The following is a 25,519-nucleotide window of genomic DNA, read 5'->3' on the forward strand; positions in this document are numbered from 1 at the left end:
CAAGGGCGTAATAGGGCGTTGGACGCCGGGTGCAGCGCCTATTTGCGCGAGCCGTTCGCACAGGATGTCTTGCTGAATGCCATTTCAAGGCGCAGCCATAACAAGAGCACGCGGGGTCGCCACGTCCGGGTTGGGTCATCGCGACCAGGTCGAGCCAACAGCAAGCCCGGCCAAGTCCGCTGTGCCGCCGAAAGCAAAGGCGGCCCGCGTGCTGGACTTTGAGCCAATCATGTTGACACTTGGCCTTTTAAAACAACCTGATCGATACACCCTGCGATCAGGCTATAAGCCGCCTTAAAAATCCTACCGGGATCGGCTGGGATCATATGCGCCGACTGGAATATCGCCGGATGGCGAGCATTGGGGTTGGCTGTGCGCCGCATCCGCGCGGCCACGAACGTCGCGATTCCGCCGCTATTCAAACGGGAATATCCTTTTCCAGTCCTTCTTCATGTCGACCACGGTCCATCTGTTTACCGCCGCCGCGTCGAGCGCTACGTCGAGCTTGCCGAAATGCGACTGGCGGTCGTAGGCATATTCGCGTTCCGCGTCGGTATGGTGGACAATCAGGCCGAACCGCGCGCCGCTGGTACCGAGCGTCGCCCATTGCAGCATTTCGAGGTCGCCATCGGAGTTGCCGAAGGCGGCGATCGGACGCCGGCCAATGTGGCTATTGATCCCGATCGGCTTGCCGGATTTGTCGTCGATGAAATCGATCTCGGGCAAACGAAATAGAACCGGCGTGCTGTCGCGCATTTCATATCGGGTCTTGATTGACGATCCGACGACCTGCTCAGGAGGCACTCCATAAATCGTCTCGGTCCATGGCCGCATGAACTCGATGCCGCCACCTGACACGATGAAGGTCTTGAAGCCGTTGGCGCGGAGGTAAGCGAGCAATTCGAGCATGGGCTGATAAACGAGTTCGGTGTAGGGGCGTTTGAAGCGAACATCACGCGCGGTCGCAAGCCAGTCTATGACGATCTTCTCAAACTCCGCTGTCGTCATGCCGGCGTGAGTCACCGCCACCAGCTCGGCTACGCCTTTTTCGCCGGAAGCTGCGAACGCCTTCAAGTCGCCGTTCAGGACTGCCGCGAAGGGCTGCTTGTCCTTCCATTCCGGATGCATGGGCGCAAGAACCTTCACGCGATCCAGCGCAAACGCGAGTTGCACATACATCGGCTGCTCGATCCAAAGCGTCCCGTCATTGTCGAAGGTCGCGATGCGTTGATCGGGCGGTACGAAATAGGGCCCGCCACTCTCTGTGACCCGTGCGACGAAATCGACGATCGATGCTTTCGTCGGGCCCTCATTCCAAGATGGCAGCGGACCGGTTTGCGTTTGGGCCACGGCGGACGTGGAACGCAGAGCGGCAGATAGAAACGGAAGCATCGCCAGAGACGAGAGCAGCGCGCGACGGTCAAGGCGTGGAAACCGCATGATCTGTTTCATTGTTGGTCCGAATCGATGGTCTGCACTGGTCAACATTGAGGGCAAGTGCGAGGCTGGTGCATCGCTGCTGTTCCTCGCACGCTTGCCGATATGCAGCTTCGTGAGCAGTTGGGTTCTGAGCGCAGTAGATCGGCGAGCGCCGAAAGTGACGCCCGCCAATTTAGTATCGAGCGACTAGTCGCTGCGACCGGCCACTTTGGCCTGCTTGACCTGTTGCAGCACCTGCTCGAGGTTGTAGCTCGCCGGGTCCTGCAGCGGCGGGTACGGAATATAGCTCTCAAGCTCCTTCAGCCAAAGCGCCTGGCCGATGGGCAGCATGTTCCAGTCATAGACGTAGGCGGTCGAAGGGGAGCCGATTGTGCCGCCCTGGCCCATGAGCGTCTTGAATTGTGAACCGATCGAGGTCTCGAACGGATCACGCTTGATATTGACGACTTGGGCCCAGTGATAAGGAAGCGCTCCGGCAATAAAGCCCGACGGCGCGTCGGACACCATCGTGAAGTAGATCTTCCAGTTCTTGTAGCGGACCGCTGACGGGTCCTTGCCCGAATAGTAGAAGAAGGTGTCGCGCGCCGACTTTTCCGAACGCCCCGAAAGATATTCAACCTGATCGACGCCATCGAGCGTCGTCTTGACGATGCCGGGATAACTTCCGGCCTCGATCTGTTTCTTCAGCGCGTCTCCTTTTGCGCCGCCCGCGATATTGACAAACGTGGGCAGCCAGTCGAGCGAAGCGAAGATGTCGTTCTTGATGGTGCCGGGCTTGATGACCCCCGGCCAGCGAATGAGCGCCGGAGCGCGCATGCCACCTTCCCAGGTGCTCAGCTTGCCGCCCTTGAACGGAGTGGTGCCGCCGTCGGGAAAGGTGATGGTCTCGGCGCCGTTATCGGTCGTGAACACGATGATCGTGTTGTCGAGCTGGCCCATGTCCTGGAGCTTCTTCATGACAACGCCGATGTTGTCATCCAACTGCTTCATGCCGGCCTCGTTGAGGCCCCAGTCCTTGCCGCCTGCCTCGCCGATCATGCCTGCGTATTTGTCATTTAGCACGGTCGTGATGTGCATGCGGGCCGGATTATACCAGGCGAAGAACGGCTTGTTGGTCTTCTTGGGGTCGTTGCGATCGAGAAAGTCAACGACCTTGGCCGAGATTTCCTCATCGACGCCCTTCGATCGCTCCAGTGTCAGCGGACCCTGGTCCTCGCATGTCATGTTTTTGGCGGTACCGTCAGAGGACTTGCACGCCAGCACGGGTCGCGGCGGCGTCAGGCAAACCGCCGACGTTTTCGGATCAACTGCGCCCGGTACTTCCGCAAGACCCGGGATCGGCGTGTTCTTGCATGGCGGGGCAACCGTCTGCTGGGTTGGCGTCTTGTTGATGTCCGGGAAGCTCACGCCCTGCATCGCGTCGAGGTGATACAGGTAGCCCCAGAATTCCTGGAAGCCGTGCGCGGTCGGCAGCGCGTCGGTATGATCGCCGAGATGGTTCTTGCCGAACTCGCCGGTGTTGTAGCCGAGATCGAGCAGGAACTTGGCAAGCGCCGGCGTACCGGGCCGCAGATAGGACGGACTGCCGGGAAGCTGCGGAGGAATCATACCCGTGCGCAATGGATGCATGCCGGTGAAGAAGGCGTTGCGGCCGGCGGTGCAGCTCTGCTCTGCGTAGTAATGCGTGAAGATCGCGCCTTCATTGCCGATGCGATCGATGTTGGGCGTCTCGCCGACCATCAAGCCGCGATGGTAGATGCTTGGCTGGTAGAGGCCGATGTCGTCACCCATGATGAATAGGATATTGGGTTTCTGTGGCGGTTGCTGCGCCACCGCCGGCGCGCTGACCAGTGCGGACAGTGGCATCAACATCGATGCGCCTAACAGGGCGGCGCAGGATCGCTTGAGACAACCGGACGCCTTGCTTGGCGGCGTTGCGGCAGAAGGCGGCTTGTCATTGAATATGGAATCCAACATGGCGTCGCTTTCCTTCTTATGATGGGTCAGTGGCTCCTCGCCTGATGCATCGAAAGCCAAGGTGACTGGTGGAAGTATCGACCGGCTCCGCATGGCGCGCTGCCGGCCGGTAGCGTCGGCAGTAGTTCGGCGCGCACAAATGCGAGCCGCCTTTGATGACCTTTCGTGGAATCTTCACATTGGTGGTTCTGGGGTCGTAGCTGTCGGCCTCGCGGCCGCCGCGCGGGTTCTCCGGAATGCAGCAAGCCTTCGGAGCATCTGCCTGATGCTTTGGGGAATACCAGTCGGTTGTCCATTCCCAGACGTTGCCGATCATGTCGTAAAGGCCGTAGCCGTTCGGCGGGAATGCGGTGACCGGCGAGGTACGTTCGAAACCGTCGGCACTGGTGTTTTGGTGCGGAAAATCACCCTGCCAGGTGTTGGCCATTTGATGGCCGTGCGGCATGAATTCGTCGCCCCACGCATACTCGGCGTCGTCGAGCCCGCCGCGCGCCGCAAACTCCCATTCCGCTTCGGTCGGCAATTCCTTGCCAGCCCATTGCGCGTAGGCAAGCGCGTCGTTGAAGGCCACGTGCACGACGGGATGATCGTCGAGCGCATGGATGTTGCTATTCGGTCCGTAGGGATGGCGCCAGTCAGCACCCTTGGCAAAGGTCCACCACTGGCTGAAGTCGCGTAGGCTGACCGGATGTCCCGGCGGCAAGAACATCAGTGAGCCCGCATAGACCATATGCGGCAGGATCCCGGGATAGTCTCTCGGGTCGGGCGCAATCTCGGCCACAGTAACGTGACCTGTCGCCTTGACGAACTTTCTGAACTGTTTGTTTGTGACGGGATGGCGATCCATCCAGAAGCCGTCGACAGTCACCCGATGTGCCGGCGCCTCCTCTGGATAATGTTTGTCCGATCCCATGCGGAATGTCCCGCCGGGTATACAGATCATCTTGTCGATATCTGACGGATCATCGCAAATGGCGATATCGCGCGTTCGCTTGGGCTTCGCTGTCAAGGCGTCACCTCCGGGCCGACGTGTTACACGCTGCGTGGCAAAACCCTCGCGCGTGGACCGTGGTCGAATATCCGTATCTCCATGGTTAGCCGCCTTGAACCCAAATCAGGTGACACTCACTCGATTAAGGCGACCTTGATCTAGATCAATGCGACTGCCCTCTGCCGATTGCGGTCTCGACCTAGTTTCCCTCTCGTTCCGATCACTGCAAAGATGTGGCAAGCCAAAGGGGCTGCGGCGTCCGCTCAGGAGGAGCGTTGCGTTCGGCCAGCCCCCGTGATTCAAACTCCCAAACTGGGGCTCGAATCTTGCGCTACGAACTCGCCGATTATGAATGGGTTGCCATCAAGCCGATCATGCCCAGACACGAGTCACCCGGCCACATCCGTTCGGCCGAAAGCCGCGCGCGTCGTCAATCCGATCCTGTCAATCAATATGTGCGGAGACACGATGGGTATCGCTTCGCTCCACCCATCCGCAATCTTGGCTCACCCATTCAGCCGCTTTCGCTTCGCGTTGAGCGCTGAGGCAACGCGGCTCACCGGTGGACGGCCGAGCAATTTTGCCACCTCGTTCGTCGTAGCGAGCAACTTGTCCATGTCCACGCCGGTTTTCATGCCCATGCCTTCGAGCATGTAGACGACATCCTCGGTCGCGACGTTGCCAGTGGCGCCGGGGGCGTAGGGGCAGCCGCCGAGGCCGCCGGCGGCGGCATCGATGACGCGGACGCCCTCCTCCATGCCGGCATAGAGATTGGCGAGCGCCTGGCCGTAGGTGTCGTGGAAGTGCATCGCGAGATTGCCGACCGGAAGCTCGGCGCCGACCGCGCGCAGCATCTCCCTGGCCTTGAGCGGCGTGCCGACGCCGATGGTGTCGCCGAGCGAGATTTCGTAGCAGCCGAGATCCCACAGGGTCACGGCAAGATCGGCGACCGCCTTCGGCTTGATCTCGCCGTCGAACGGACAGCCGAGCACGCAGGAGATATAGCCGCGCACCTTGACGCCGTCGTCCTTGGCGCGCGCCAGCACCGGCTTGAAGCGCTCGATCGATTCCGCGACCGAGCAATTGATGTTGGCGCGCGAAAAACCTTCGGAGGCCGCCGCGAACACCGAGACCACCTTCGCGCCGGCCGCGCGCGCGGCGTCATAGCCCTTCTCGTTCGGCACCAGCACATGGAATTCGGCGCCCTTGATATGGCTGACGCCGCGCAGCACCTGGTCGGAGCCGGCCATCTGCGGGATCGCCTTGGGCGACACGAAGGCGCCGACCTCGACGGTGCTAAGCCCCGCCGCCACCAGCGCCTCGACGAAGGCGATGCGCGCCTCGACGCTGACCGGCGTCTTCTCGTTCTGCAGGCCGTCGCGCGGCCCCATCTCGACGATATGGACCTGATCGCTCATGACACAGCCGCAGCCTCCACTTCGGCGAGCTCAACGCCCTCGCCGACGATGTCGCCGACCTTGCATTTGAGCTTCTTCAGCACGCCCGCGTAAGGCGCACGCAAGGTCTGCTCCATCTTCATCACCTCAAGCGTGAGGATCGGCGCGCCCTTCTCCAGCGTCGCGCCCTCCTCGGCCAGCAGCGCGACCACGGTGCCCGGCAACGGAGCCACGATCTTGTCCTCGCCGGCCTGCTCCTCGCTCTCGCCGCCGAACGGGTCGACCCAGTGCAGGTCGAAGCGGCCGTTGCGGGTGCGCAAATAAAGCTCGTGGCCATCGACGACCGCTGCGACGCGCGACTTGAGGCCGTTGAGCGTCAGGTCGAAGCCCTCCTCGCCGGGCGACGAGATCGCGAAGGCGAGCTCGTGCCCGCCGACCGACAGCGTCATCGGTCCGTGGCCATAGTGCAGCGTGATCGTATGCGGCGGCTCATGGCCCTGCCGGAACGAAAACACCCGCTGGCGGCGGCCGACCGGCATCCAGCCGAAAGCCTGCCACGGCGAGTTCGCTTCGCGCTGGGCCGCCTTCTGCTCGTCGTTGACGATCGCAGCCACCGCCGCGCAGAGCTCGAACTCGCTGGCTGCGCCGGTGCCGGCCGTCAGATTCTTCAGCTGGCGCTCGATGAAGCCGGTATCGATCGCGTTCGCCCGCGTGTCCGGATGCGTCACCAGCGCCGACAAGAACGGGATGTTGGTGACGATGCCGCGGACGTCGGTCTGTTGCAGCCCGCGATTGAGCTTCTCGATCGCACCCTCGCGCGTCGGCGCCCAGGCGATCACCTTGGCGAGCATCGCGTCGTAATAGGGCGAGACATTGTCGCCGCTGCGATAGCCCGCGTCGATGCGCAAGCCGTCGCCCTCCGGCGGCGTCCGCCAGGTCTTGATGCGGCCGACCGAGGGCATGAAATTCTTCTGCGGATTTTCCGCGTAGACGCGCGCCTCGATGGCATGCCCGTTCAGCGTGATCTGGTCCTGCTTCAACGGCAGCGCCTCGCCGAAGGCGACGCGCAGCTGCCATTCGACCAGATCGACGCCAGTGATCAGCTCGGTGACGGGATGCTCGACCTGCAGGCGGGTGTTCATCTCGATGAAGAACACGTCCTTGCCGTCGGAGACGAACTCGATGGTGCCGGCGCCGACATAGTTGACCGCGCCCGCCGCCTTGCGCGCGGCTTCGCAGACCGTGTCGCGCTGCGCGGCGTTCAGCGTCGGCGACGGCGCCTCCTCGATCACCTTCTGGTGGCGGCGCTGCAGCGTGCATTCGCGCTCCCACAGCGAGAGCAGATTGCCATGGCTGTCGCCGATGATCTGCACCTCGATATGGCGCGGGTTCTGCACATATTTCTCGATCAGCATACGGTCGTCGCCGAATGCCGCCTTGGCCTCGCGCTTGGCGCTTGTGATCGCGGCCGACAGTTCGCCCGCTGCATTGACCACGCGCATGCCGCGGCCGCCGCCGCCTGCCGAGGCCTTGACCAGCAGCGGGAAGCCGATCCGGTTGGCGGCCTCCGCCAGCGTCGCCTCGTCCTGGGCCTCGCCGTGATAGCCCGGCACCAGCGGCACGCCGGCCTTCTCCATCAGCGCCTTCGAGCCGGACTTCGAGCCCATCGCCGTCATCATCTGGGCGGTCGGGCCGACGAACACCAAACCTGCGTCGAGGCAGGCCTGCGCGAATTCGGCATTTTCAGACAGGAAGCCGTAGCCGGGATGCGCCGCCTCGGCGCCGGTCCGCTTGGCCGCCGCGATCACGCGCTCGATGTTGAGATAGCTGTCGCGCGCCCGCGCGGGCCCGAGCAGCACGGCCTCGTCGGCGAGCGCGACATGCATCGCGTCGCGGTCGGCCTCCGAATAGACCGCGACGGTGCGCAGCCCCATCGCACGCGCCGAGCGGATGACGCGGCAGGCGATCTCGCCGCGGTTGGCGATCAGAAGCGTGCGGAAACGCCGGTAGAGTTTTGAGCGGTCCATGGTCAGTTCCTGGGTCACATCCTGAACAGGCCGAATTTCGTCGGCTCGACCGGCGCATTGGCGGCGGCCGACAATCCGAGCCCGAGCACGAGGCGCGTATCGGCCGGATCGATCACGCCGTCGTCCCAGAGCCGCGCGGTGGCGTAATAGGGATTGCCCTGGCTTTCATATTGGGCGCGGATGGGGCTACGGAACTTCTCCTCCTCCTCCGCCGACCAGCTCTCGCCCTTGGCCTCGATATTGTCGCGGCGCACCTGACTGAGCACCATCGAGGCCTGCTCGCCGCCCATCACCGAGATGCGGGCGTTCGGCCACAGCCAGAGGAAGCGCGGGCTGTAGGCGCGGCCGCACATGCCGTAATTGCCGGCACCGTAGGAGCCGCCGATCACGACGGTGAATTTCGGCACGCCCGCGGTCGCAACCGCGGTCACCAGCTTGGCGCCGTCGCGCGCGATGCCGCCGGCCTCATACTTCTTGCCGACCATGAAGCCGGTGATGTTCTGCAGGAACACCAAGGGAATGCCGCGCTGGCAGCACAGCTCGATGAAATGCGCGCCCTTCAGCGAGCTCTCGCTGAACAGGATGCCGTTGTTGGCGATGATGCCGACCGGATAGCCCCAGATATGGGCGAAGCCGCAGATCAGCGTGGTGCCGTACAGCTTCTTGAACTCGTCGAATTCGGAGCCGTCGACGATCCGTGCGATGATGTCGTGCACGTCGAACGGCTTGCGGCCGTCGGCGGAGACCACGCCGTAGATCTCCTCGGCCGGAAACAGCGGCTCCCGCGGTGGGCGCATGTTGAGCGGCGCCTTCGCCGGCTGCTTCAGCGTGCCGACGATACGCCGCGCGATGCCGATCGCATGGGCGTCGTTCTGCGCGTAATGATCTGTTACCCCCGACTGGCGCGAGTGCACGTCGGCGCCGCCGAGCTCTTCGGCGGTGACCACCTCGCCGGTCGCGGCCTTCACCAGCGGCGGACCGCCGAGGAAGATCGTGCCCTGATTGCGCACGATGATGCTCTCGTCCGACATCGCCGGCACATAGGCGCCGCCGGCGGTGCAGGAGCCCATCACGATCGCGATCTGCGGGATGCCCTGCGACGACATCTGCGCCTGGTTGTAGAAGATGCGGCCGAAATGCCGCTCGTCGGGAAAGATCTCGTCCTGCAGCGGCAGGAAGGCGCCGCCGGAATCCACCATGTAGACGCAGGGCAGATTGTTCTGCCGCGCGATGTCCTGGGCGCGCAGATGCTTCTTCACCGTCATCGGGTAATAGGTGCCGCCCTTGATGGTGGCGTCGTTGGCGACGATGATGCATTCGCGGCCGGAGATGCGCCCGACGCCGGTGATGACACTCGCCGAATGCACGTCACCGCCGTACAGCCCGTTGGCGGCCAGCGGCGACAGCTCCAGGAACGCGGTGCCGGGGTCGACCAGGAGATCGACGCGATCGCGCGCCAGCATCTTGCCGCGGGAGGTATGGCGCTTGCGCGAGGTCTCGCCGCCGCCGTGGGCCACCTTGCTGAGCTTGTCGCGGAGCTCCGCGACGAGGCTTCGCATCACATCGGCGTTGCGGGCGAATTCAGAAGATGCGGGATCGATCGTCGAATGAAGCGGCATCTGTGTTGCACGTTGGTTGGAGGAGCCGTCAGGATTTTTTGAAGGCAGGCCGCCGCGCCGGGGGCGCGCGGCAGCCGGCGCGAAGCTCAGGCCGTCTTGGCGTACAGCTCGCGGCCGATCAGCATGCGGCGGATTTCGCTGGTGCCGGCGCCGATCTCGTAGAGTTTTGCGTCACGCAGCAGCCGGCCGGTCGGATATTCATTGATGTAGCCGTTGCCGCCGAGCAGCTGGATCGCATCCAGCGCGCATTGGGTGGCCTTCTCCGCGGCGTAAAGAATGGCGCCGGCGGCATCCTCGCGCGTGGTCTCGCCGCGGTCGCAGGCCTTGGCCACCGCGTACACATAGGCGCGCGAGGCGTTCATCGTGGTGTACATGTCGGCGATCTTGCCCTGCACCAGCTGGAACGAGCCGATCGGCTCGCCGAACTGCTGGCGCTCGTGGACGTAGGGCAGCACCACGTCCATGCAGGCCTGCATGATGCCGATCGGCCCGGCCGCCAGCACCGCGCGCTCATAGTCGAGGCCGGACATCAAGACGTTGACGCCGCGGCCGACCTCGCTCAGCACGTTCTCCTCGGGCACCTCGCAATCCTCGAACACCAGCTCGCAGGTGTCGGAGCCGCGCATGCCGAGCTTGTCGAGCTTCTGCGCGGTGGAAAATCCCTTCATGCCCTTTTCGATGATGAAGGCGGTGATGCCGCGCGGGCCGGCGCTCGCATCGGTCTTGGCATAGACCACCAGCGTCTCGGCGTGGGGACCGTTGGTGATCCACATCTTGTTGCCGTTGAGCACGAAGCGGTCGCCCTTCTTCTCGGCGCGGGTCTTCATCGACACCACGTCAGAGCCGGCGCCGGGCTCCGACATCGCCAGCGACCCGACATGCTCGCCCGAGATCAGCTTCGGCAGATATTTGCGCTTCTGTGCCTCGTTGCCGTTGCGGCGGATCTGGTTGACGCAGAGGTTGGAATGCGCCCCGTAGGCCAGTCCGATCGAGGCAGACGCCCGCGAGATCTCCTCCACCGCGATGCAGTGCTCGAGATAGCCGAGGCCACTGCCGCCATACTCCTCCTCGACCGTGATGCCGTGCAGGCCGAGCGCGCCGATCTTGGGCCAGAGGTCGCGCGGAAAGCTGTTGGAGCGATCGATCTCGGCGGCGCGCGGCGCGATCTCGTTGCTGGAGAAATCATGCACCGTCTCGCGGATCGCATCCGCGGTCTCGCCAAGGTCGAAATTGAACACTGCCGCCCGGTTTGAGGCCATGATCCCTCCCGTGAGATTCATCTTGCAATTAAACGATCATACGTTTTTTTCTTGGCTTCGCAAGCAACCGTGCTATGGTTTGCGCATGAAAACGGCAGTGCATTGAATCTGCTGGGATTTCGTGCAATAAACATACGGTCGTTCGCTTGTTTCCTCAGCTTCCGGCAAGCCAACACCCATCCGAGGCCCGCGATGGCACGCACGATCGGCTCACATGGCCCCACCACGTTGGAGGCGATCCGCAAGGCCGGCGTGCGCCTGATCTTCGAGCACGGCTACGAGGCGATGAGCCTGCGCCAGCTTGCCGCAGAGGTCGGCATCCAGGCAGGCTCACTCTACAATCATATCTCAACCAAGCAGGAGCTGCTGTTCGATCTGGTGCAGGAGCATATCAACGATTTGCTGCGCGAGCTCGATCTGGCGCTGGAGAGCAAGGCCGATCCGGTCGAGAAGCTGCGCGCCTTCGTGGCCTTCCATGTCAGCTACCACATGACCCGCAAGCGCGAGGTGTTCATCGCCAATTCCGAGCTGCGCAGCCTCGAGCCGAAGAACTATGACGCCGTGGTGGCGCTGCGCGGTGCCTATGAGCAGCGGCTGGCGCAGATCCTCACCGACGGCGTGGCTGAGGGCGTGTTCGAGGTCGTCGACATCCAGGTCGGGACCTTCGCGATCATCGCGATGCTGACCGGGCTCTGCACCTGGTACCGCCCCGGCGGGCGCCTGACCCGGGACGCCATCATCGCGGCGCATGAAAAATTGGTCCTGTCGGGCGTCGCGCCGCAGGCCGCGATCGGTCAGCTCCGCGCCGGCGGCAAGAGCCCGCGGACCGCGGTGGCGGGTTCGTGACTGTGACAGAACGCCCACAGCTCGATGACATCGATTTGCGGATCTTGTCCGAGCTGCAGCGGGACGGCCGGATCAGGATCAACGAGTTGGCCGAGCGGGTCGGCATCACCGCCCCGCCCTGCCTGCGCCGGGTCCGCGCCCTGCGCAGCCGCGGCGTGGTCCAGGCGATCCGCGCCACGCTCGACGAACGGCTGCTCGGCTATGAGGTGACGACCTTCGTCCTGATCCAGCTCGACAGCCAGACCCTGACCGCGATCGAGGCGTTCGAGGCCGCGGTGGCGGCGGTGCCGCGCTTCCTGCAATGCTGGCGGATCTCGGGCGACGCCGATTTTGTGCTCCGATGCGTCGCACCCAGCGTCGACGACATGCGCCAGCAGCTGCTGCAATTCGCCGGCCTGCCCAACGTGGTAAAATTCGAAGCTTTCCGGTGCTCGGCGTCTCCAAGGACGCGCCGCTGCCGATCCCGGGCGTCCTCGCCGCTCCCGCGGCGACCTGATCGGTCGGGACCTCAGTGCGTCCGACCTAGTGCGTCCAACCTTAGTGCGTCCAAGGCTCCCAGCGTCGGAACGCAAAATTGTCGGCATAGGCGACCTGGCGGTGCGCCGAATCCTTCGGCTCGATCACCTGGTAGGCGATGCCCTTGCGCTCGCAATAGGCTGTCGCCTCCTCCTTGGTCTCGAAATGCAGCGTGAGCTGCTGCTTCATGTCGGTGGACGAGGTCCAGCCCATCAACGGCTCCACGGTGCGCGGCTGCTCCGGCTCGAAATCCAGTTGCCACTCTTTGGTCTTGGCACGTCCCGATTGCATCGCGTTTTTGGCGGGCTTAAAAATGCGTGCGGTCATGGATGGTCGGCCCCGTGGGATGTGCGACATGGAAGCGATTTGAAGGAGACCGCCGGGATAGTATAGAGACACCAATCAACGATCTGATCGGTGATTCCTCGATCTCGGAGGTAGCCTTCGCCGGACCGGTATAGTCATTCTGCCGCGCTGTGACAATCTGGCCCCGGGAGGCTTCCCTTAGGAGTCCCTTGAGCCGGCGGCGCGGTGTTCTCGACAACATCACATCGAGGAAGCGGCGCCCCCATGGAAATCCACGCCACCCTACCCGAAAAAGGACGTGACCTCCGGCTCGACCTGTTCCGCGGGGTCGCCAACTGGTATATCTACCTGGATCACATCCCCGACAATGTCGTGAACTGGATCACGACGCGGAATTACGGCTTCAGCGACGCCGCTGATTTGTTCGTCTTCATCTCCGGCTATACTGCGTCCTTCGTCTATGCCCGCATGATGCTGGAGCGCGGCTTCATCGTCGGTGCGACAAGGCTGACCAAGCGGGTCTGGCAGCTCTATGTCGCCCACATCATCCTGTTCGTGATCTACATCGCCTCGATCAGCTATCTGGCGCTGCGCTTCGGCGATTCCGAGATCATCAACGAGTTCAACGTCGCCGGCCTCGTCGACAACGCCACCGAGACGCTGCGCCAGGGCCTGTTCCTGAAATTCAAGCCGGTCAATCTCGACGTGCTGCCGCTCTATATCGTGCTGATGGGCCTGTTCCCGCCGGTACTGTGGTTCATGCTGCGGCAGCCAAACTGGACCATGGCGGCCTCGATCATCCTGTGGCTGGTGTCGCGCCAGATGGGCTGGAACCTGCCGGCCTACCCGGCCGGGACCTGGTACTTCAACCCGTTCGCCTGGCAGGTGCTGTTCGTGTTCGGCTCGTGGTGCGCGATGGGCGGCGCACGCCAGAACATGCACATCATCAACTCGCGCTATACGCTGTGGTTCTGCATCGCCTACATGATCTTCGCCCTGGTCATGACGATGGCCGGCCGCTTCCCGGACTTCGGCGCGATGTTCCCGCATTGGCTCTATGCGACGTTCAACCCGAACGACAAGACCAACCTCGCGCCCTATCGCTTCCTGCACTTCGTGGTGATCACGGTGCTGGTGATCCGCTTCATCCCGAAGGACTGGTCGGCGCTGGAGTGGAAGGTGTTCGATCCCCTGATCGTCTGCGGCCAGCAGTCGCTCGCGGTGTTCTGCGTCGGCGTGTTCCTGTCCTTTGTCGGACATTTCGAGCTCTCGATGAGCTCGGGCTCGCTGCTCGCGCAGATCTTCGTCAGCATCTCCGGCATCGCGATCATGACGATCGTGGCCTATTACATCTCGTGGTCGAAGCGGCAGGACAAGCCGGTCAAGCCGCCGGCGGCGAAACCCGCCGCGCCGGCCGCCAAGGCGAGCTAAGGCGTAGGCTAAGGCGGCGGGCTGACGATCCGTCTCATTTGCCGGGCGGCCGCCCTTTGCCGCCCGGTTGGCCGCTACGCCACCTGCCCTTTGAGCTGAACGCATCCCAGCTGGTGGTCCAGCGATATTCGGCCGCCGGCGCCTTCGCGATGCCATCGGGGCTGCGCGCTCCCTCGAGGGCAAAGGTGGCGCCCTGCGGATCAAGGCAGCGGACGATCCAGCTCCCGCTCAGCAGCTCCAGCGGCCCTTCATAGACGCGTCCGCCACCGGCCTTGACCCGCACGATGGCGGCGTCGACGTCGTCGACGTTGAAATAGTAAAGCCAGAACGCGATCGGCTCGAGCGGACGCTTGTTGAAGATACCGCCAATGGTCTGCCCACCGGCTGAGAACAATTGATAGGTCTCGGCGGGGGCGTTGCCGCCGTCGGCCTGCCGCCAGCCGAAAACCTCGCTGTAGAAACCAAAGGCCTTGCGCCAGTCGGCCGCCAGCAGCTCATGCCAGCCGACGCGCCCAAGGGAATCGAGGCCTTCGGCCACGGGCCGCGCGATGCTTGATCCGCTCAGCAATCCGAACGTCGCCCGCTGCGGATCGGCGACGATCGAGACGCGGCCGATATTGGTGCCGGTCGGCGGCACGTAGACGGCGCCGCCGCGTTCCTGCATGCGGCGGACGGCGAGGTCGACGTCGTCGACGCCGACATAGCCGATCCAGCGCGGGGTCGCGCCCTGGCGTCTGCCCTCCTCCGGCAACTCCATCAGGCCGCTGCGGGCAAATTCGCCCGACATGAACAATCTGTAAGAAAGCGCGGGCGTGGACGCATCCTTTGTCGTCCAGCCGAGGACGCTGCCGTAGAAGGCACCCGCGCCATCCACGTCCGTGGTCAGCAGCTCGTACCAGGCGAAGCTCGCACCATCATCCGACATGCCTATTCCTCGCTTCGGCAGCGGCGTGATCGCAATGCAGCATGACGATTCTCGAAGTGTTAACGATTGCGGCTGGGCGAGAGCGCCGGCCAATAATCGTGTTCATCAAGATGAACCTGGGAACGAAGATGAACGACAACACTTGATACACGCTAGCACCTCGCGAGTGTGTGTGCGCAGCGCGTCTTGCATGCAGCTGCGACGGATTGTACAACTGCGCGAGAGTTGAATTCCACGTCAGGAATGGAGGATGCGAGTATGCCACGAGTGAAGCAAGCCCCCAAGAGCAAGCGCGTGACCAGCAAGCGTGTGACCAAGGCCGCTGTGCCCGCTCTGGGTGCAGCCGGATTGACGTTCTCACTGGTGGGCAGTGCGTCAGCGGCCGCCGTGCCGGCAGCAGACGCGCCGCAGATCCAGAAGTACACCCCGACGCAAGCCATCACACTCGGCGAAGAAGAAATCGCCGACGTCAGCTTGGCGACATTCCACCTGTTCGACAAGGAGACCGCCGGTGCCGGCGTCCAGGTGGCGTGGCGCGGATGCGGCGGCTGCCGCGGTTGCCGTGGCTGTCGCGCTTGCCGTGGCTGCCGCTGCGGTGGCTGTGGTGGTTGCGGTGGTGGCTGCTGTCTGTCGTGGGGCGCCTGCCGCCTCTGCTGATCCAGACAACGTCGCGTTGACATCTATCGATCGTTATGGCCGGGTCCGACACACGTCGACCCGGCCAAATTATGTTGTCCCCGTATCGTTGCTACGTTCGCTTCGGGCAACGGCGCGGAGGCGTTGAGGCCGGCGCCTCGCCCGATTCCATCATCGCCCCACAAGTTGCACAGGAACGATTCTTTGCCAGGAAAATCCAGCCAGCGCGCCAACAAGGACGTTCTGCAGTTCGCACCGAATTTCACGGCCTATGTGCTGCCTCCGGATGTCGTCTGCCTCTATTCCGAAGACCGCAAGTTCTTTCTCCATGGCGAGCTTTATTGCGCACTTGCATCCGCAATCGGCACCAAGGGATGCAGTGCCGCCAAGCTTGCCGACGAGCTCGTGCGAAAATTTCCGCCTGAGGCGATCAATGAAGCCATCAAGCGACTGCTCGACCGCCGCTATGTGATCTCGAAGCCGGCCGGTCACGCACCAGCTCACGCCAACACGGTTGCCGGGCTTTGGGCGAGCCTGGGCCTGCCCGATACGATCGCCGAACAAAACCTTCGCAACTGCCGCGTTCGACTTGAGACGATCGACGTCAAGGGCGCCGCCGAATTGAGCAAGGCGTTGCAGGAGCTGGGCGTCCGCGTCGTCAAGACATCGGCCGATCTCACGGTCACGCTGGTGAACGACTATCTCGACCGGCGGCTTGCCGAGCGCAACCTGCAGCGCGTATCCGACGGATCACCTTGGCTGCTGGTGCAACCGTCCGGCGTATTTCCCCTGGTCGGCCCCGTGTTCAATCCGGGCGAGACCGCGTGCTGGACCTGCCTGTTCGATCGGATGATCCGCAACCGCGAGGTCAAGGGCTTCCTTGATCGCGGCGCGGCGCGGCCGGTCGCGGTTTCTCCGCTCGCGCAGCACCCGGTTGGGCAGAGCGCCATCCAGCTGGCTGCCGTTGAAATCGCCAAGGCGATCGCCAGCGGCTTCCGCACCGATCTGCGCAATCACATCGTCAGTCTCGACCTCTTGGGCTCAACCATCGCCAGGCATTACGTGGCAGCCCGCCCGCAATGTCCGACCTGCGGAAGCAAGAAATTGCAGAACCCGCGACGCGCGCCGGAGCCGATTGAACTGGGGCCCGGCGCCAAGCTTGTCATGACCAGCGGCGGCTATCGTACGGTGACGTCAGGCGCCACGGTGGCGCGCTTCAGGAAGCATGTCAGTCCCCTCACCGGCGTGCTGACACGGCTGGAGCGGATCGACGTCGACCTGCCGATGAACACCAATTTCTACGCGCAGCATAATTTCTCCGCACCGGCGCAGAATGTGGACCAGCTCCGCGCCGGGCTGAGCGGCGGCAGTTTCGGCAAGGGCAGCACGGCCGAGCAAGGCGAAGCCAGCGCGCTGATGGAGGCGATCGAGCGGTACTCAGGAATTTTCCAGGGCGACGAGATTCGGGCGCGCAAGCGCTTCACCGACTTTCCGTCCGGCGATGCCATCCGGCCCAACGACATCCTGCTGTTCAGCGACGAGCAGTACCGCGGCAGGGCTGAGCCGAACCACCACGACTCGCACCACACCCAACCGGCCCCGGAGCCGTTTGATCCCACAGCCCGGATCGAATGGACGCCGGTCTGGTCATTGCGCGACAAACGGTTCAGGCACATTCCGACCAGCCTGCTGTATTTCTTCTACGAGGGTCCAGCTCCCTTCGCTGCCGATTCCAACGGCTGCGCGGCCGGCAATACCCGCGAGGAAGCCATCGTGCAGGGCTTCCTCGAGTTGATGGAGCGCGATGCCTATGCGATCTGGTGGTACAACCGGTCGCAACGCGCCGCGGTCGATCTGAACCAGTTCGACGATTCCTACGTGCGCGATCTGAAGACCCAACTCGAGGAATCGGGCCGCCGGCTCTGGGTGCTGGATATCACCAGCGATCTCGGCGTCCCGACCTACGTCGCGATCGTGCACTGGATGCAGAACGGTCAAGAGAACATCGAGTTCGGTTCGGGCGCGCATTTTGATCCGCGCATTGCCTTGTTGCGGTCGTTGACCGAGCTGAATCAGTTCCTCTCGATCGGCCTGATGGGCGGCGGCAGCGGCGAGAAGCCGAGCCTCGATGGCGTCAATCCGCTGCGGCTCGACGAACATCCGTTCCTGATTCCAAGCGCCAATCCCGTGATCCCGCCGGCTGCCGCGGCAGACGTGCCGCTCGACAACACCCGTGCACAAGTCGATGCCTGCGTCGACATCGCGGCGCGCGCAGGTCTCGACTTCCTCGTTCTCGACCAGGCACGGCCCGATGTCGAGGTTCCGGTGGTCCGGGTCATCGTTCCCGGGATGCGCCATTTCTATCGCCGCTTCGCGCCGGGACGGCTCTATGATGTGCCGGTCAAGCTCGGATTGCGCGATCGGCCATCGCTGGAAAGCGAGCTGACGCCATTCCTCCCGCACACCTGAGGTGATGCCGGCGTGCGCGCGTCCAGAAAAACCAACGAGAAGAAGAAATCGCCACGCGCGGCGCCGCCGGCTCTCTTCGTTCGGCTCAACCCGCTTGTCACACTCGAAGCGCAACCTGACGGGACCATAGCCACCCATGTCGAAGGCTATGCGGAGCCTTTGGGAACGTTCAGCACGGCCGCGGCGGAACGCGCCCGGAAGCTGGGATCAGGCCTGCCGCTGCCTTCCTCCGAGGGCAGCGATGCGGTCGCGCAAGAGGTCGAGCGGCTGATGCTGCAACTGGCACGCCGCGGCCTGCTGGAATATCGCCTGGCGCGCGCGGCCGACGCCAGTGATCTCGTCGTGATCGAGCCGCAAACCCCTGATTACTGGCCGCGCACGCCGAAGCTCGACGATGCGGCAACGGTCGTGCTGTCACGCTTCGCCTATCTGCGGCGGCGCGGCACCGAGATGGTTCTGGAATCGCCACGGGCCGGCGCGCTGCTGCGCATCTGCGATGAGCGGATTGCGGCCCTGCTGACCATCCTTGCCACGCCGCAGAAGATCAGCCGCATCCGGCGCCTGGATGGCTATCCGGGCCCTGCGCTGCTCGCCCTGCTGCTGGACTGCCAAATCCTGATCAAGGTCGGCGCGGCAAAACCCGATACGCTGCGGCAGGCGGAGGGCGATGACGGCCTCGTGCTCTGGGATTTTCACGACCTGCTGTTCCATATCCGCAGCACGGAGGGACGACAGGCCAGTCCGCTGGGCGGCCTTTATCCGCACACCGGCCTGATTGCGCCGCTCCCCTCGATCCGGCCCGCCTGGCCCGGCAACACCATCAAGCTGCCGGAATCCGACCCGATCGCCTCGCCACTCGACCAACTGCTGCACGACAGGCATTCAACGCGCGAGTTCGACGATCAGAAGCCGATCACGCTGGCTGAACTTTCGATGTTCCTGAACAGCGTCGCGCGGGTCCGGGCGAAATGGAGCAGCCCGCTTGAGTTTGCCGACGACGGTCCCGACATCGAATACACCAGCAGGCCGTACCCCGCAGCGGGCAGCGCCTACGAGCTCGAGCTCTATCTGGCCGTCGCGAATTGCGATGGCCTCACGTCGGGTTTCTATCACTACGATGCCGATGCGCACGCGCTGGCCGCCATCGACGTTCGCCCGCAACATTTCGAGGCCATGATGCAGAGCGCGGGATTTGCCATGGACGCGCCGTCTCCGCCGCAGATCCTGATCACGATCGCCGCGCGCTTTGGCCGGATCGCCTGGAAGTACAGCGCCATCGCTTATGCGCTGATCCTCAAGGATGTCGGCGTCCTGACCCAGACGCTATACTTGGTGGCGACCGATCTGGGCCTCGGCGGCTGTGCGATCGGCACCGCCAATATCGATCTGTTCGCGAAGATGACCGGGCTCAACTTTCACGTCGAGGGACCGGTCGGCCAGTTCGCGCTGGGGCGCGGCATGGAACCGCCCCGAGGCGGATAGTCTTCGATCCGCGCTGCATCAAGCTGGCTACGGCGTGAATCCATAAATCTGTAGTAGTCGGGAGAGTCCGCTTTGGTACGCACAACGGACTCAAGGTACGCATCCGGTCAGCACCCCGGGCAGGCGCGCCGGTCAGCCGTGGCGCTCAGGCGGCAGCCGCTGTGGACTGTTGGGTCGCCTTCCAATTCCACGGGAGCAGGTCGGCGACTTTGTTGACGGGGTGATCTGGAAGCCTGGCCAACACATCCGCGAGCCAGGCTTGCGGATCAACGTCGTTCATCTTGCAGGTTTCGATCAGGGTATAGACGGCGGCGGCGCGATGGCCGCCGGCATCTGAACCGGCGAAGGTCCAATTTCGTCTTCCGACAGCCACACCGCGTAACGCTCGTTCGGCAGCGTTGTTCGAGAGGCAGACGCGACCATCGTCCAGGAAGCGGGTGAACGCCGCCCAACGGTTGAGCAGGTAGTTGATCGCCTTTGCAGTATCGTTGCCTGATGAGAGCAAGGTTCGCTGCTGACGCATCCAGATTTCGAGATCGGCGACGATCGGCCTCGACTTATCACGACGTACCGCAAGCCGCTGTTCCGGCGTTTTGCCGTTGATGGTGCGCTCGATCTCGAAAAGGATATCGATGCGTCGCACGGCCTCGCTGGCAATCGGCGCCTCTCCAGATTTCGCCAAGTCGAAGAACTTTCTGCGGCCGTGGCTCCAACAGGCCGCTTCAAGGATCGGAGCTGGCTTCCTTTGGGCCTTGTAGAGCTGGTTATACCCATCGAAGGCATCGGCCTGCATGAGGCCGACATAGCCGGCAAGATGGCTTTGCGGGTGTTCTCCAGCCCGGTTGCGTGAGTAGTAGAACAGGGCCGCCGGCGGATCCGTGCCGCCAAACGGCCGGTCATCGCGAACATAGGTCCAGATCCGGCCGGTAACCGTCTTGAGCTTGGCCAGCACCGGCACCGTCGTATCGTCGCCGTGGATGCGTTCCGCGCTCATGACGTGGATCCGGATCGCCTCAATGATGGGATCGAGTGCCACCACGCAGGCGCCGATCCGATCCGCCAGGGTCGAGACGTCGATCTCGATCCCTTCGCGGGCATAGGTCTTGCTCTGTCGGTTCAACGGCTGGTGCAGCAGGAACTTGTTGACCAGCACCATCGCCAGCAGGCTCGGCCCGGCAAAGCCTCGCGGGATCGGATGGGAGGGCGCCGGCGCCTCGGTGATTGCCTCACAATCCCGGCAGGAGAACTTTTCGCGGACATGCTCGATAATCTTCCAGCGCCGTGGCTCACATTCCAGGGTCTTCGATACCACCTCGCCGAGCTTGTGCAGTCGCTCGCTGCCGCACTTGCCACATACGCAAGGAGCGGGTTCGACGATGCGTTCGATCGGTAGATTGTCCGGCAACGGACGTCGCGGCGGCCGTGGATTTTGCACGCGCTGCTGTTTGGCGGCTTCCGGCGCTGCGAGCTCGGCCTTGGTTTCCTGCTCAGCCTGGGTCTCTTCAAGATCCTCGATGGCGAGTTCGAGCTGCTCGACCAGCAGCTTGCCGCGCTCAGAAGATTGCCCGAACTGTTCTCGCCGTGCCTTGGCCAGCATCAGCTTCAGCCGCTCGATCTCCAGCCGGCCGACGGTCACCTCGCTCTTCGCCAGCGTCAGCTGCTCGCGCTGCGCAATGATCATCGCGTGTGCTGCGGCAAGGTCGGTGGGAAGCGGATCGGCGGGCGTCGTCACGAGGACGAATCAACCATATTCGTCGCAAAAAATCCCGCTCGATTTAACCGGAAGCCCGTGGACGCCAGGTTGCCTGCGGCATCCGCCAATCAATTCCGGAGAGGAGATAGGATAGCTGCGCAACGCTGATCGTCACAACGCCATCCGCCATTGATGGCCACAAAAAGCGGCCTCGCTCCAGCCGCTTCGTGAACAGACACGCGCCTTGGCCATCATGCCAGATGATCTTGATCAGGTCGCCGCGGCGGCCTCTAAAAACATAGAGATCACCGGCATGCGGATCACGCTTCAAACTCTCCTGGACCAGACGCGCGAGGCTCGGGAAGCCGCGGCGCATATCGGTGTGGCCGGTCGCAAGCCACACCCGCACATTACCCGGTATCGCAATCATCGGCGCTCAAGTACCTCGAGGACCCGCGCCAGCGCTTCTGGATCGACGTGCGAATCCACTCGGATCCGTCGCCGGTTACCGAGGTCGATCTCGATCAATCCAGTACGCGCGGCCACTACAGACCGCCCTCGGCTATCACCCGCAGGTAAGAGCTTCGGAGTTTCCTCCGCCTCCGTGGCGGCGATCTGCACCGGCGCAAAAGACGGTGCGACCTGCTCGGATGTCCGCGCTTGACGACGCCAGGTGAACACCAGGCTGGCCGCTACTCCGTTGCGACGTGCAACCGCTGTCACCTTTGCGCCCGGCGCCAACGTCTCCTCGACAATCCGTGCCTTGTCATCCTGCGACCAACGCCGCCGACGCTCCAGCCCGCCCAAAACCTCGACCCGCATCGCCCGATGACCTTAAAGCTAGACTTAAGGTCACACGCTTGGCGAATTACAGCGTGTCAGACAAGACGGCGCCCGCCGGATGCGTACGACTCAAGTCGGACATCGCTCCATGTCCGAAAAGTGCCAGAAGCGGTCATCAGCTGGCAGACAAGCGCCTGCCCGCCTGCCTCCATGCAGGCCCACTCAGGACGAGAGCCACTCTCCGGCATGAAACAGACCGCCCTTTGAGGCCGTCTGATTTAGCCTCAGAGCGGATGAACCTATTGGCAGGGATGCCGGAGACCGTCAGCACCCTTGAAATAGGTGCCGGGCCGGCAGACGATGCCGTTGCTGGCAGCATACGCATTCCAGTTGCCGTGCCAGCCCGTCTCGCCGGACATGGCGTAGGAATTGCCCCAGCCGCCGACGGTAGCGCCCGCCGCCGCCGGCTGGCGATACGCCGTTCGCGGAGTTGATTGCCGATATCGATAGCCGCCGGTGGGGGTACTCCCGGTTCCAAGACCCGTGCAGTTGGCGAATTCAGCTTGGCACGCGTCCGGATTGGAGAGGGCCGCCTGCGCCAGTGCAGCAGAACTGGACAGGGCGGATGCCGTAATAGCGACCGCGCCAAGAGCTTTCAGATTTATCATGGCTTCCTCCTTGCGCTTGGAGCTCAGCGGCGAGCCGCTCCTTGAAGCCACTCGCCGCCCGTCACTCGATGATTCCTGCCAGCGTCCAATTTTCATTGTCCGTTTCTCCCTCTGGCCTTGAGAAATCATCTGTCCTAGGGCGATCACCTTCAGGGTCGGTACTGTCGTCTACTTTGACATAGATCAAGTCTGGGCACGGCTCATGCCTGTGTCCGCTAATGGGTCAATCGCGTCGTTTTCTCCAGTCGGCCAGCTACTTCCGATGTAGCCTCAACTTCGGACATTCGCTGCACTGCGCTAACTGACGCGATGGGCCACTTCCGGACTCATGCGCAAAAAAGGACCTGGCCTTGGTGACTATCGAACGGTCCTAGTCAGAAATAGCAGCCATTGTGATTAAGCGGTTCAAAGCGTCCGGAGAAGCTGCTTTCCACCCTAAGCTCCCCTGCCTTCCTGTTTGCCGCGCGGCGCAACTTGAACGTAGCACGTTTCATCGACCCAATTGCTCCCAATCCCCTTCGAGCCTCTGCTCAAACACTTGCGCTGGCGCCCCCTGGCGAACTTTGGCAAACTCCGTAAGAGGAAGCGAGGTGGTCACACCCACGACATTGGAATTAACGGCCTCCAAGGCCAGCATCTGGCCTGTCTCCAAGTCATGAATGAAGCTGGCATTCGCCACACCTCCGGCTACGCAACCATTAGTGAGACAAATGACATAGGGTATTTGCATGGGCGATCCCTGGTCGACAGTCAATTTGATGCCGGGCTGCAGGAATGATCCGGGGGGCACGAAAATCTGCAGACGTCCAACAGGATCGCCCTCTCGTTCGATCAGATCGACTCTGAGCGCGATCTGACCCGTGTCCCATCTACCGTTGATGGTCGTGCGACAAACCATTTTCGACCCGGCCTCTTGGGTGGCCTTGAAACACACCTTGCGCCACGGCGCGTACGTTAGCGGGCGATCTGGCTGTCGTCCCCGAGTAGCGATCTCAGCCTCAGAAAAATTCTCGGTCGCCGGGACGTCACCAAATGGTACCAGTTGTTGCGCGTCGACCCCCATCACTGTGGTCGTCATGAACACCACAAGTGATCCAGTTGCCAGGAATCGATACCGGGCTGATCGTGCCGATGAGTGCAGAAGCCGAATGTCCATAAAGCAATTCCTCTCATGGATGCTTGGCCAGGAATTCGCTGACGATGGGCGCCCAGAGTTGAACGGCATCTGCCGAGTCTATCAAAAAATGGCCGTCCCCTCCGAAATCGGATAACAGACGATATTCGACATTGCCGCCTGCGGCTCGAAACGCTTCCGACATCCGCTTTGACAGATCAGGTCCAAAATAACTGTCGTTACGGGTGTAGATCCATAACATTGGAACGCGCGCCGTGCGGCCGAATTCGGCAACGGCATCGACCAGCTTATCAGGGGCACAGTTGTTGTTTGGTTTGCCATTGAAGTGGCCGCCGCGGCCGGCTGCAAATCCAATGATCGCCCGCACAGATTTCGGATTTTGACTGCCTAGCGCAATCGCCCCCCAACCACCCCCCGATTGGCCGACAATGATGACCTCATTGCGCTTGATAAATGACTGAGTTGACATGTAGTCGATGACCCACTTGTCAATCGACGCGACGGCCAGCCCCGCTTCACGAAACTCAGCATCCGAACATTTTCCCACGCCCGAGAAAAAAACCCCGAACAGACCGCGCTCGGGGATTTCGATCGCCGTAGCGCCAGAGCTGGCTCCGCAAATTCGGACAGTAGCTTGAGTGGATTTTCTGCCTGACAGCGGCGAGGATTCTTGCCGCGAATCAGGAGCGAAGATGACGAAGAAGAGCCGCCGGATGCATTCTCCGGCATTCAAGGCGAAGGTTGCTTTGGCTGCGGTCAAAGGCGACAAGACGCTGGCGGAGCTGGCGCAACTGTTTGATGTTCATCCGAACCAGATCACGATCTGGAAAAACCAGCTCCTGGAAGGCGCCGCCGGCGTGTTTGGGCATGACAAGGCGTCGGCCGAGACGCCGGTCGATTTGAAGGCGTTACATGCCAAGATCGGCGAGCTGGCGTTGGAAAACGATTTTTTGTCCGGCGCGCTCACCAAGGCGGGCCTGCTGAGCGCAAAGCGATGATCGACCGCGGTCATGATCTTTCTATCGTGCGCCAGGCGAAGGTCCTGAAGCTGGCTCGCAGCACGGTCTACTATGAACCTCGGCCAGTTTCGGCCGAGGACCTTGCCTTGATGCGTCGGCTCGATGAGCTGCATCTCGATTATCCCTTCGCGGGAGCGCGTATGCAGCGATCGTTGCTGCGGCGGGAGGGCGTATACGCCGGTCGCCGCCACATCGCGACGCTGATGAAGCGCATGGGGATCGAGGCGGTCTATCGTCGCCCGAACACGAGTAAGCCGGCACCGGGTCACAAGATCTACCCGTACCTGTTGCGCGGATTGAAGATCGAGCGGCCCGACCAGGCGTGGGCAATGGACATCACCTACATTCCGATGCGGCGTGGCTTCGTCTATCTCGCGGCGGTCGTCGATGTGTTCAGCCGACGGGTCCTGGCCCATCGCGTCTCGATCACAATGGAGGCGGCCTTCTGCGTCGAAGCGGTCCAGGAGGCGTTGGCGAAGCACGGCAGGCCCGAGATTTTCAACACGGACCAGGGCAGCCAGTTCACCAGCCTCGAGTTCACCGATGTGCTGCTGGACGCGAAGATCGCCATCAGCATGGACGGCAAGGGCGCCTGGCGCGACAACGTGTTTGTCGAGCGGCTCTGGCGCACGGTCAAATACGAAGAAGTTTATCTCCGCGCCTACGACAGCGTGTCCGAGGCGCGAGCGTCAATTGCCAAGTATCTGGCCTTCTACAATCAGGGACGCCCTCACTCGAGCCTTGACGGGCGCACGCCCGACGAGGCTTACTTCGGCACGCAAGCTATGGTGATGGCCGCATGACCGTCGCCGACGATTTTGTCGTCGCTCTGGTCGGGCTACGCCCTCCCGACGCAACGACAAAATCGTAAGGCCCCGCGTTCAGCATAACCCGGCAGGA

General features: G+C 62.8%; 21 protein-coding genes and 1 pseudogene. 7 read left to right on the forward strand and 15 right to left on the reverse strand.

The window, feature by feature from the left end:
• Positions 1 to 414 precede the first annotated feature (414 nt).
• From HAP48_RS39225 to HAP48_RS39255, 7 genes are all read right to left on the reverse strand, one after another.
• Entirely contained in the window at positions 415 to 1,452 is a 1,038-nt protein-coding gene (locus tag HAP48_RS39225; RefSeq protein ID WP_166205197.1) for an HAD family hydrolase, read from the reverse strand.
• 174 nt (positions 1,453 to 1,626) lie between these two features.
• Positions 1,627 to 3,306, reverse strand: a complete 1,680-nt coding sequence (locus HAP48_RS39230) for an arylsulfatase (protein ID WP_224496787.1) — start codon at positions 3,304 to 3,306, stop codon at positions 1,627 to 1,629.
• Positions 3,307 to 3,433: 127 nt separating this feature from the next.
• Entirely contained in the window at positions 3,434 to 4,360 is a 927-nt protein-coding gene (locus HAP48_RS39235; RefSeq protein ID WP_166215573.1) for a formylglycine-generating enzyme family protein, read from the reverse strand.
• A 554-nt stretch (positions 4,361 to 4,914) separates the two neighbouring features.
• A complete protein-coding gene (locus tag HAP48_RS39240; RefSeq protein WP_166205199.1) occupies positions 4,915 to 5,826 on the reverse strand; it encodes a hydroxymethylglutaryl-CoA lyase in 912 nt (303 codons plus the stop codon).
• Positions 5,823 to 7,832, reverse strand: a complete 2,010-nt coding sequence (locus tag HAP48_RS39245; RefSeq protein WP_166205200.1) for an acetyl/propionyl/methylcrotonyl-CoA carboxylase subunit alpha — start codon at positions 7,830 to 7,832, stop codon at positions 5,823 to 5,825. Before HAP48_RS39245 ends, HAP48_RS39240 begins: the two co-directional genes overlap by 4 nt.
• 14 nt (positions 7,833 to 7,846) lie before the next feature.
• The gene (locus HAP48_RS39250) at positions 7,847 to 9,451 is read right to left on the reverse strand and encodes a carboxyl transferase domain-containing protein (RefSeq protein ID WP_166205201.1); all 1,605 of its coding nucleotides are present in this window, start codon (positions 9,449 to 9,451) and stop codon (positions 7,847 to 7,849) included.
• 86 nt (positions 9,452 to 9,537) lie between these two features.
• A complete protein-coding gene (locus HAP48_RS39255; protein WP_166205202.1) occupies positions 9,538 to 10,710 on the reverse strand; it encodes an isovaleryl-CoA dehydrogenase in 1,173 nt (390 codons plus the stop codon).
• Positions 10,711 to 10,902: 192 nt separating this feature from the next.
• Here HAP48_RS39255 and HAP48_RS39260 point away from each other — a divergent pair, with 192 nt between their 5' ends.
• Complete coding sequence (locus tag HAP48_RS39260) at positions 10,903 to 11,556, forward strand: TetR/AcrR family transcriptional regulator (RefSeq protein WP_166205203.1); 654 nt, start codon at positions 10,903 to 10,905, stop codon at positions 11,554 to 11,556.
• 2 nt (positions 11,557 to 11,558) lie between these two features.
• Positions 11,559 to 12,052, forward strand: a pseudogene (locus HAP48_RS39265) (Lrp/AsnC family transcriptional regulator).
• A gap of 41 nt (positions 12,053 to 12,093) precedes the next feature.
• Here the strand turns inward: HAP48_RS39265 and HAP48_RS39270 are convergent.
• Positions 12,094 to 12,399: an ETC complex I subunit gene (locus HAP48_RS39270; protein ID WP_166205204.1), complete on the reverse strand. Its 306-nt coding sequence runs from the start codon at positions 12,397 to 12,399 to the stop codon at positions 12,094 to 12,096.
• A gap of 243 nt (positions 12,400 to 12,642) precedes the next feature.
• Between HAP48_RS39270 and HAP48_RS39275 the strand changes: the two genes are divergently transcribed.
• On the forward strand, positions 12,643 to 13,809 hold the full coding sequence (locus tag HAP48_RS39275; RefSeq protein WP_166205205.1) for an OpgC domain-containing protein: 1,167 nt from the start codon (positions 12,643 to 12,645) through the stop codon (positions 13,807 to 13,809).
• Positions 13,810 to 13,843: 34 nt separating this feature from the next.
• Here HAP48_RS39275 and HAP48_RS39280 read toward each other — a convergent pair whose 3' ends face one another.
• Positions 13,844 to 14,734, reverse strand: a complete 891-nt coding sequence (locus HAP48_RS39280) for a VOC family protein (RefSeq protein WP_166205206.1) — start codon at positions 14,732 to 14,734, stop codon at positions 13,844 to 13,846.
• A 294-nt stretch (positions 14,735 to 15,028) separates the two neighbouring features.
• Here HAP48_RS39280 and HAP48_RS39285 point away from each other — a divergent pair, with 294 nt between their 5' ends.
• The 3 genes from HAP48_RS39285 to HAP48_RS39295 all read left to right on the forward strand — a co-directional run bounded on the left by HAP48_RS39285 (position 15,029) and on the right by HAP48_RS39295 (position 19,321).
• Positions 15,029 to 15,391 (forward strand): hypothetical protein, encoded by a 363-nt coding sequence (locus tag HAP48_RS39285; protein ID WP_166293438.1) that lies wholly within the window; start codon positions 15,029 to 15,031, stop codon positions 15,389 to 15,391.
• Positions 15,392 to 15,574: 183 nt separating this feature from the next.
• Positions 15,575 to 17,839 (forward strand): TOMM precursor leader peptide-binding protein, encoded by a 2,265-nt coding sequence (locus tag HAP48_RS39290; RefSeq protein WP_175612261.1) that lies wholly within the window; start codon positions 15,575 to 15,577, stop codon positions 17,837 to 17,839.
• A 12-nt stretch (positions 17,840 to 17,851) separates the two neighbouring features.
• On the forward strand, positions 17,852 to 19,321 hold the full coding sequence (locus HAP48_RS39295; RefSeq protein WP_166205208.1) for a SagB/ThcOx family dehydrogenase: 1,470 nt from the start codon (positions 17,852 to 17,854) through the stop codon (positions 19,319 to 19,321).
• A 145-nt stretch (positions 19,322 to 19,466) separates the two neighbouring features.
• Here HAP48_RS39295 and tnpC read toward each other — a convergent pair whose 3' ends face one another.
• The 6 genes from tnpC to HAP48_RS39325 form a co-directional block, all read right to left on the reverse strand.
• On the reverse strand, positions 19,467 to 21,002 hold the full coding sequence (gene tnpC, locus HAP48_RS39300; RefSeq protein WP_175612385.1) for an IS66 family transposase: 1,536 nt from the start codon (positions 21,000 to 21,002) through the stop codon (positions 19,467 to 19,469).
• A gap of 94 nt (positions 21,003 to 21,096) precedes the next feature.
• Positions 21,097 to 21,444 carry an IS66 family insertion sequence element accessory protein TnpB gene (gene tnpB, locus HAP48_RS39305; protein ID WP_166204419.1) on the reverse strand — a complete coding sequence of 116 codons (348 nt, stop codon included), beginning with the start codon at positions 21,442 to 21,444 and terminating at the stop codon, positions 21,097 to 21,099.
• Positions 21,441 to 21,836 carry an IS66-like element accessory protein TnpA gene (tnpA, locus tag HAP48_RS39310; protein WP_166204418.1) on the reverse strand — a complete coding sequence of 132 codons (396 nt, stop codon included), beginning with the start codon at positions 21,834 to 21,836 and terminating at the stop codon, positions 21,441 to 21,443. Before tnpA ends, tnpB begins: the two co-directional genes overlap by 4 nt.
• 260 nt (positions 21,837 to 22,096) lie before the next feature.
• Positions 22,097 to 22,561, reverse strand: coding sequence for a hypothetical protein (locus HAP48_RS39315; protein ID WP_420869840.1), 465 nt, complete (start codon positions 22,559 to 22,561; stop codon positions 22,097 to 22,099).
• A 394-nt stretch (positions 22,562 to 22,955) separates the two neighbouring features.
• Positions 22,956 to 23,543 (reverse strand): invasion associated locus B family protein, encoded by a 588-nt coding sequence (locus tag HAP48_RS39320; RefSeq protein ID WP_166205209.1) that lies wholly within the window; start codon positions 23,541 to 23,543, stop codon positions 22,956 to 22,958.
• A gap of 91 nt (positions 23,544 to 23,634) precedes the next feature.
• Positions 23,635 to 24,360, reverse strand: coding sequence for an alpha/beta hydrolase family protein (locus HAP48_RS39325; protein WP_166202839.1), 726 nt, complete (start codon positions 24,358 to 24,360; stop codon positions 23,635 to 23,637).
• On the opposite strand from HAP48_RS39325, the gene HAP48_RS39330 reads away from it, so the two are divergent.
• Positions 24,293 to 25,422 (forward strand): IS3-like element ISRj2 family transposase gene (locus HAP48_RS39330; RefSeq protein ID WP_166204126.1). Its coding sequence is split into 2 segments (ribosomal slippage): positions 24,293 to 24,545 and positions 24,545 to 25,422, totalling 1,131 coding nucleotides; the frame shifts between segments, so codons are not numbered across the junction. The genes HAP48_RS39325 and HAP48_RS39330 overlap by 68 nt on opposite strands.
• The last annotated feature ends 97 nt before the right edge of the window (positions 25,423 to 25,519 follow it).

Source organism: Bradyrhizobium septentrionale, assembly GCF_011516645.4.
Taxonomy (GTDB): Bacteria; Pseudomonadota; Alphaproteobacteria; order Rhizobiales; family Xanthobacteraceae; genus Bradyrhizobium; species Bradyrhizobium septentrionale.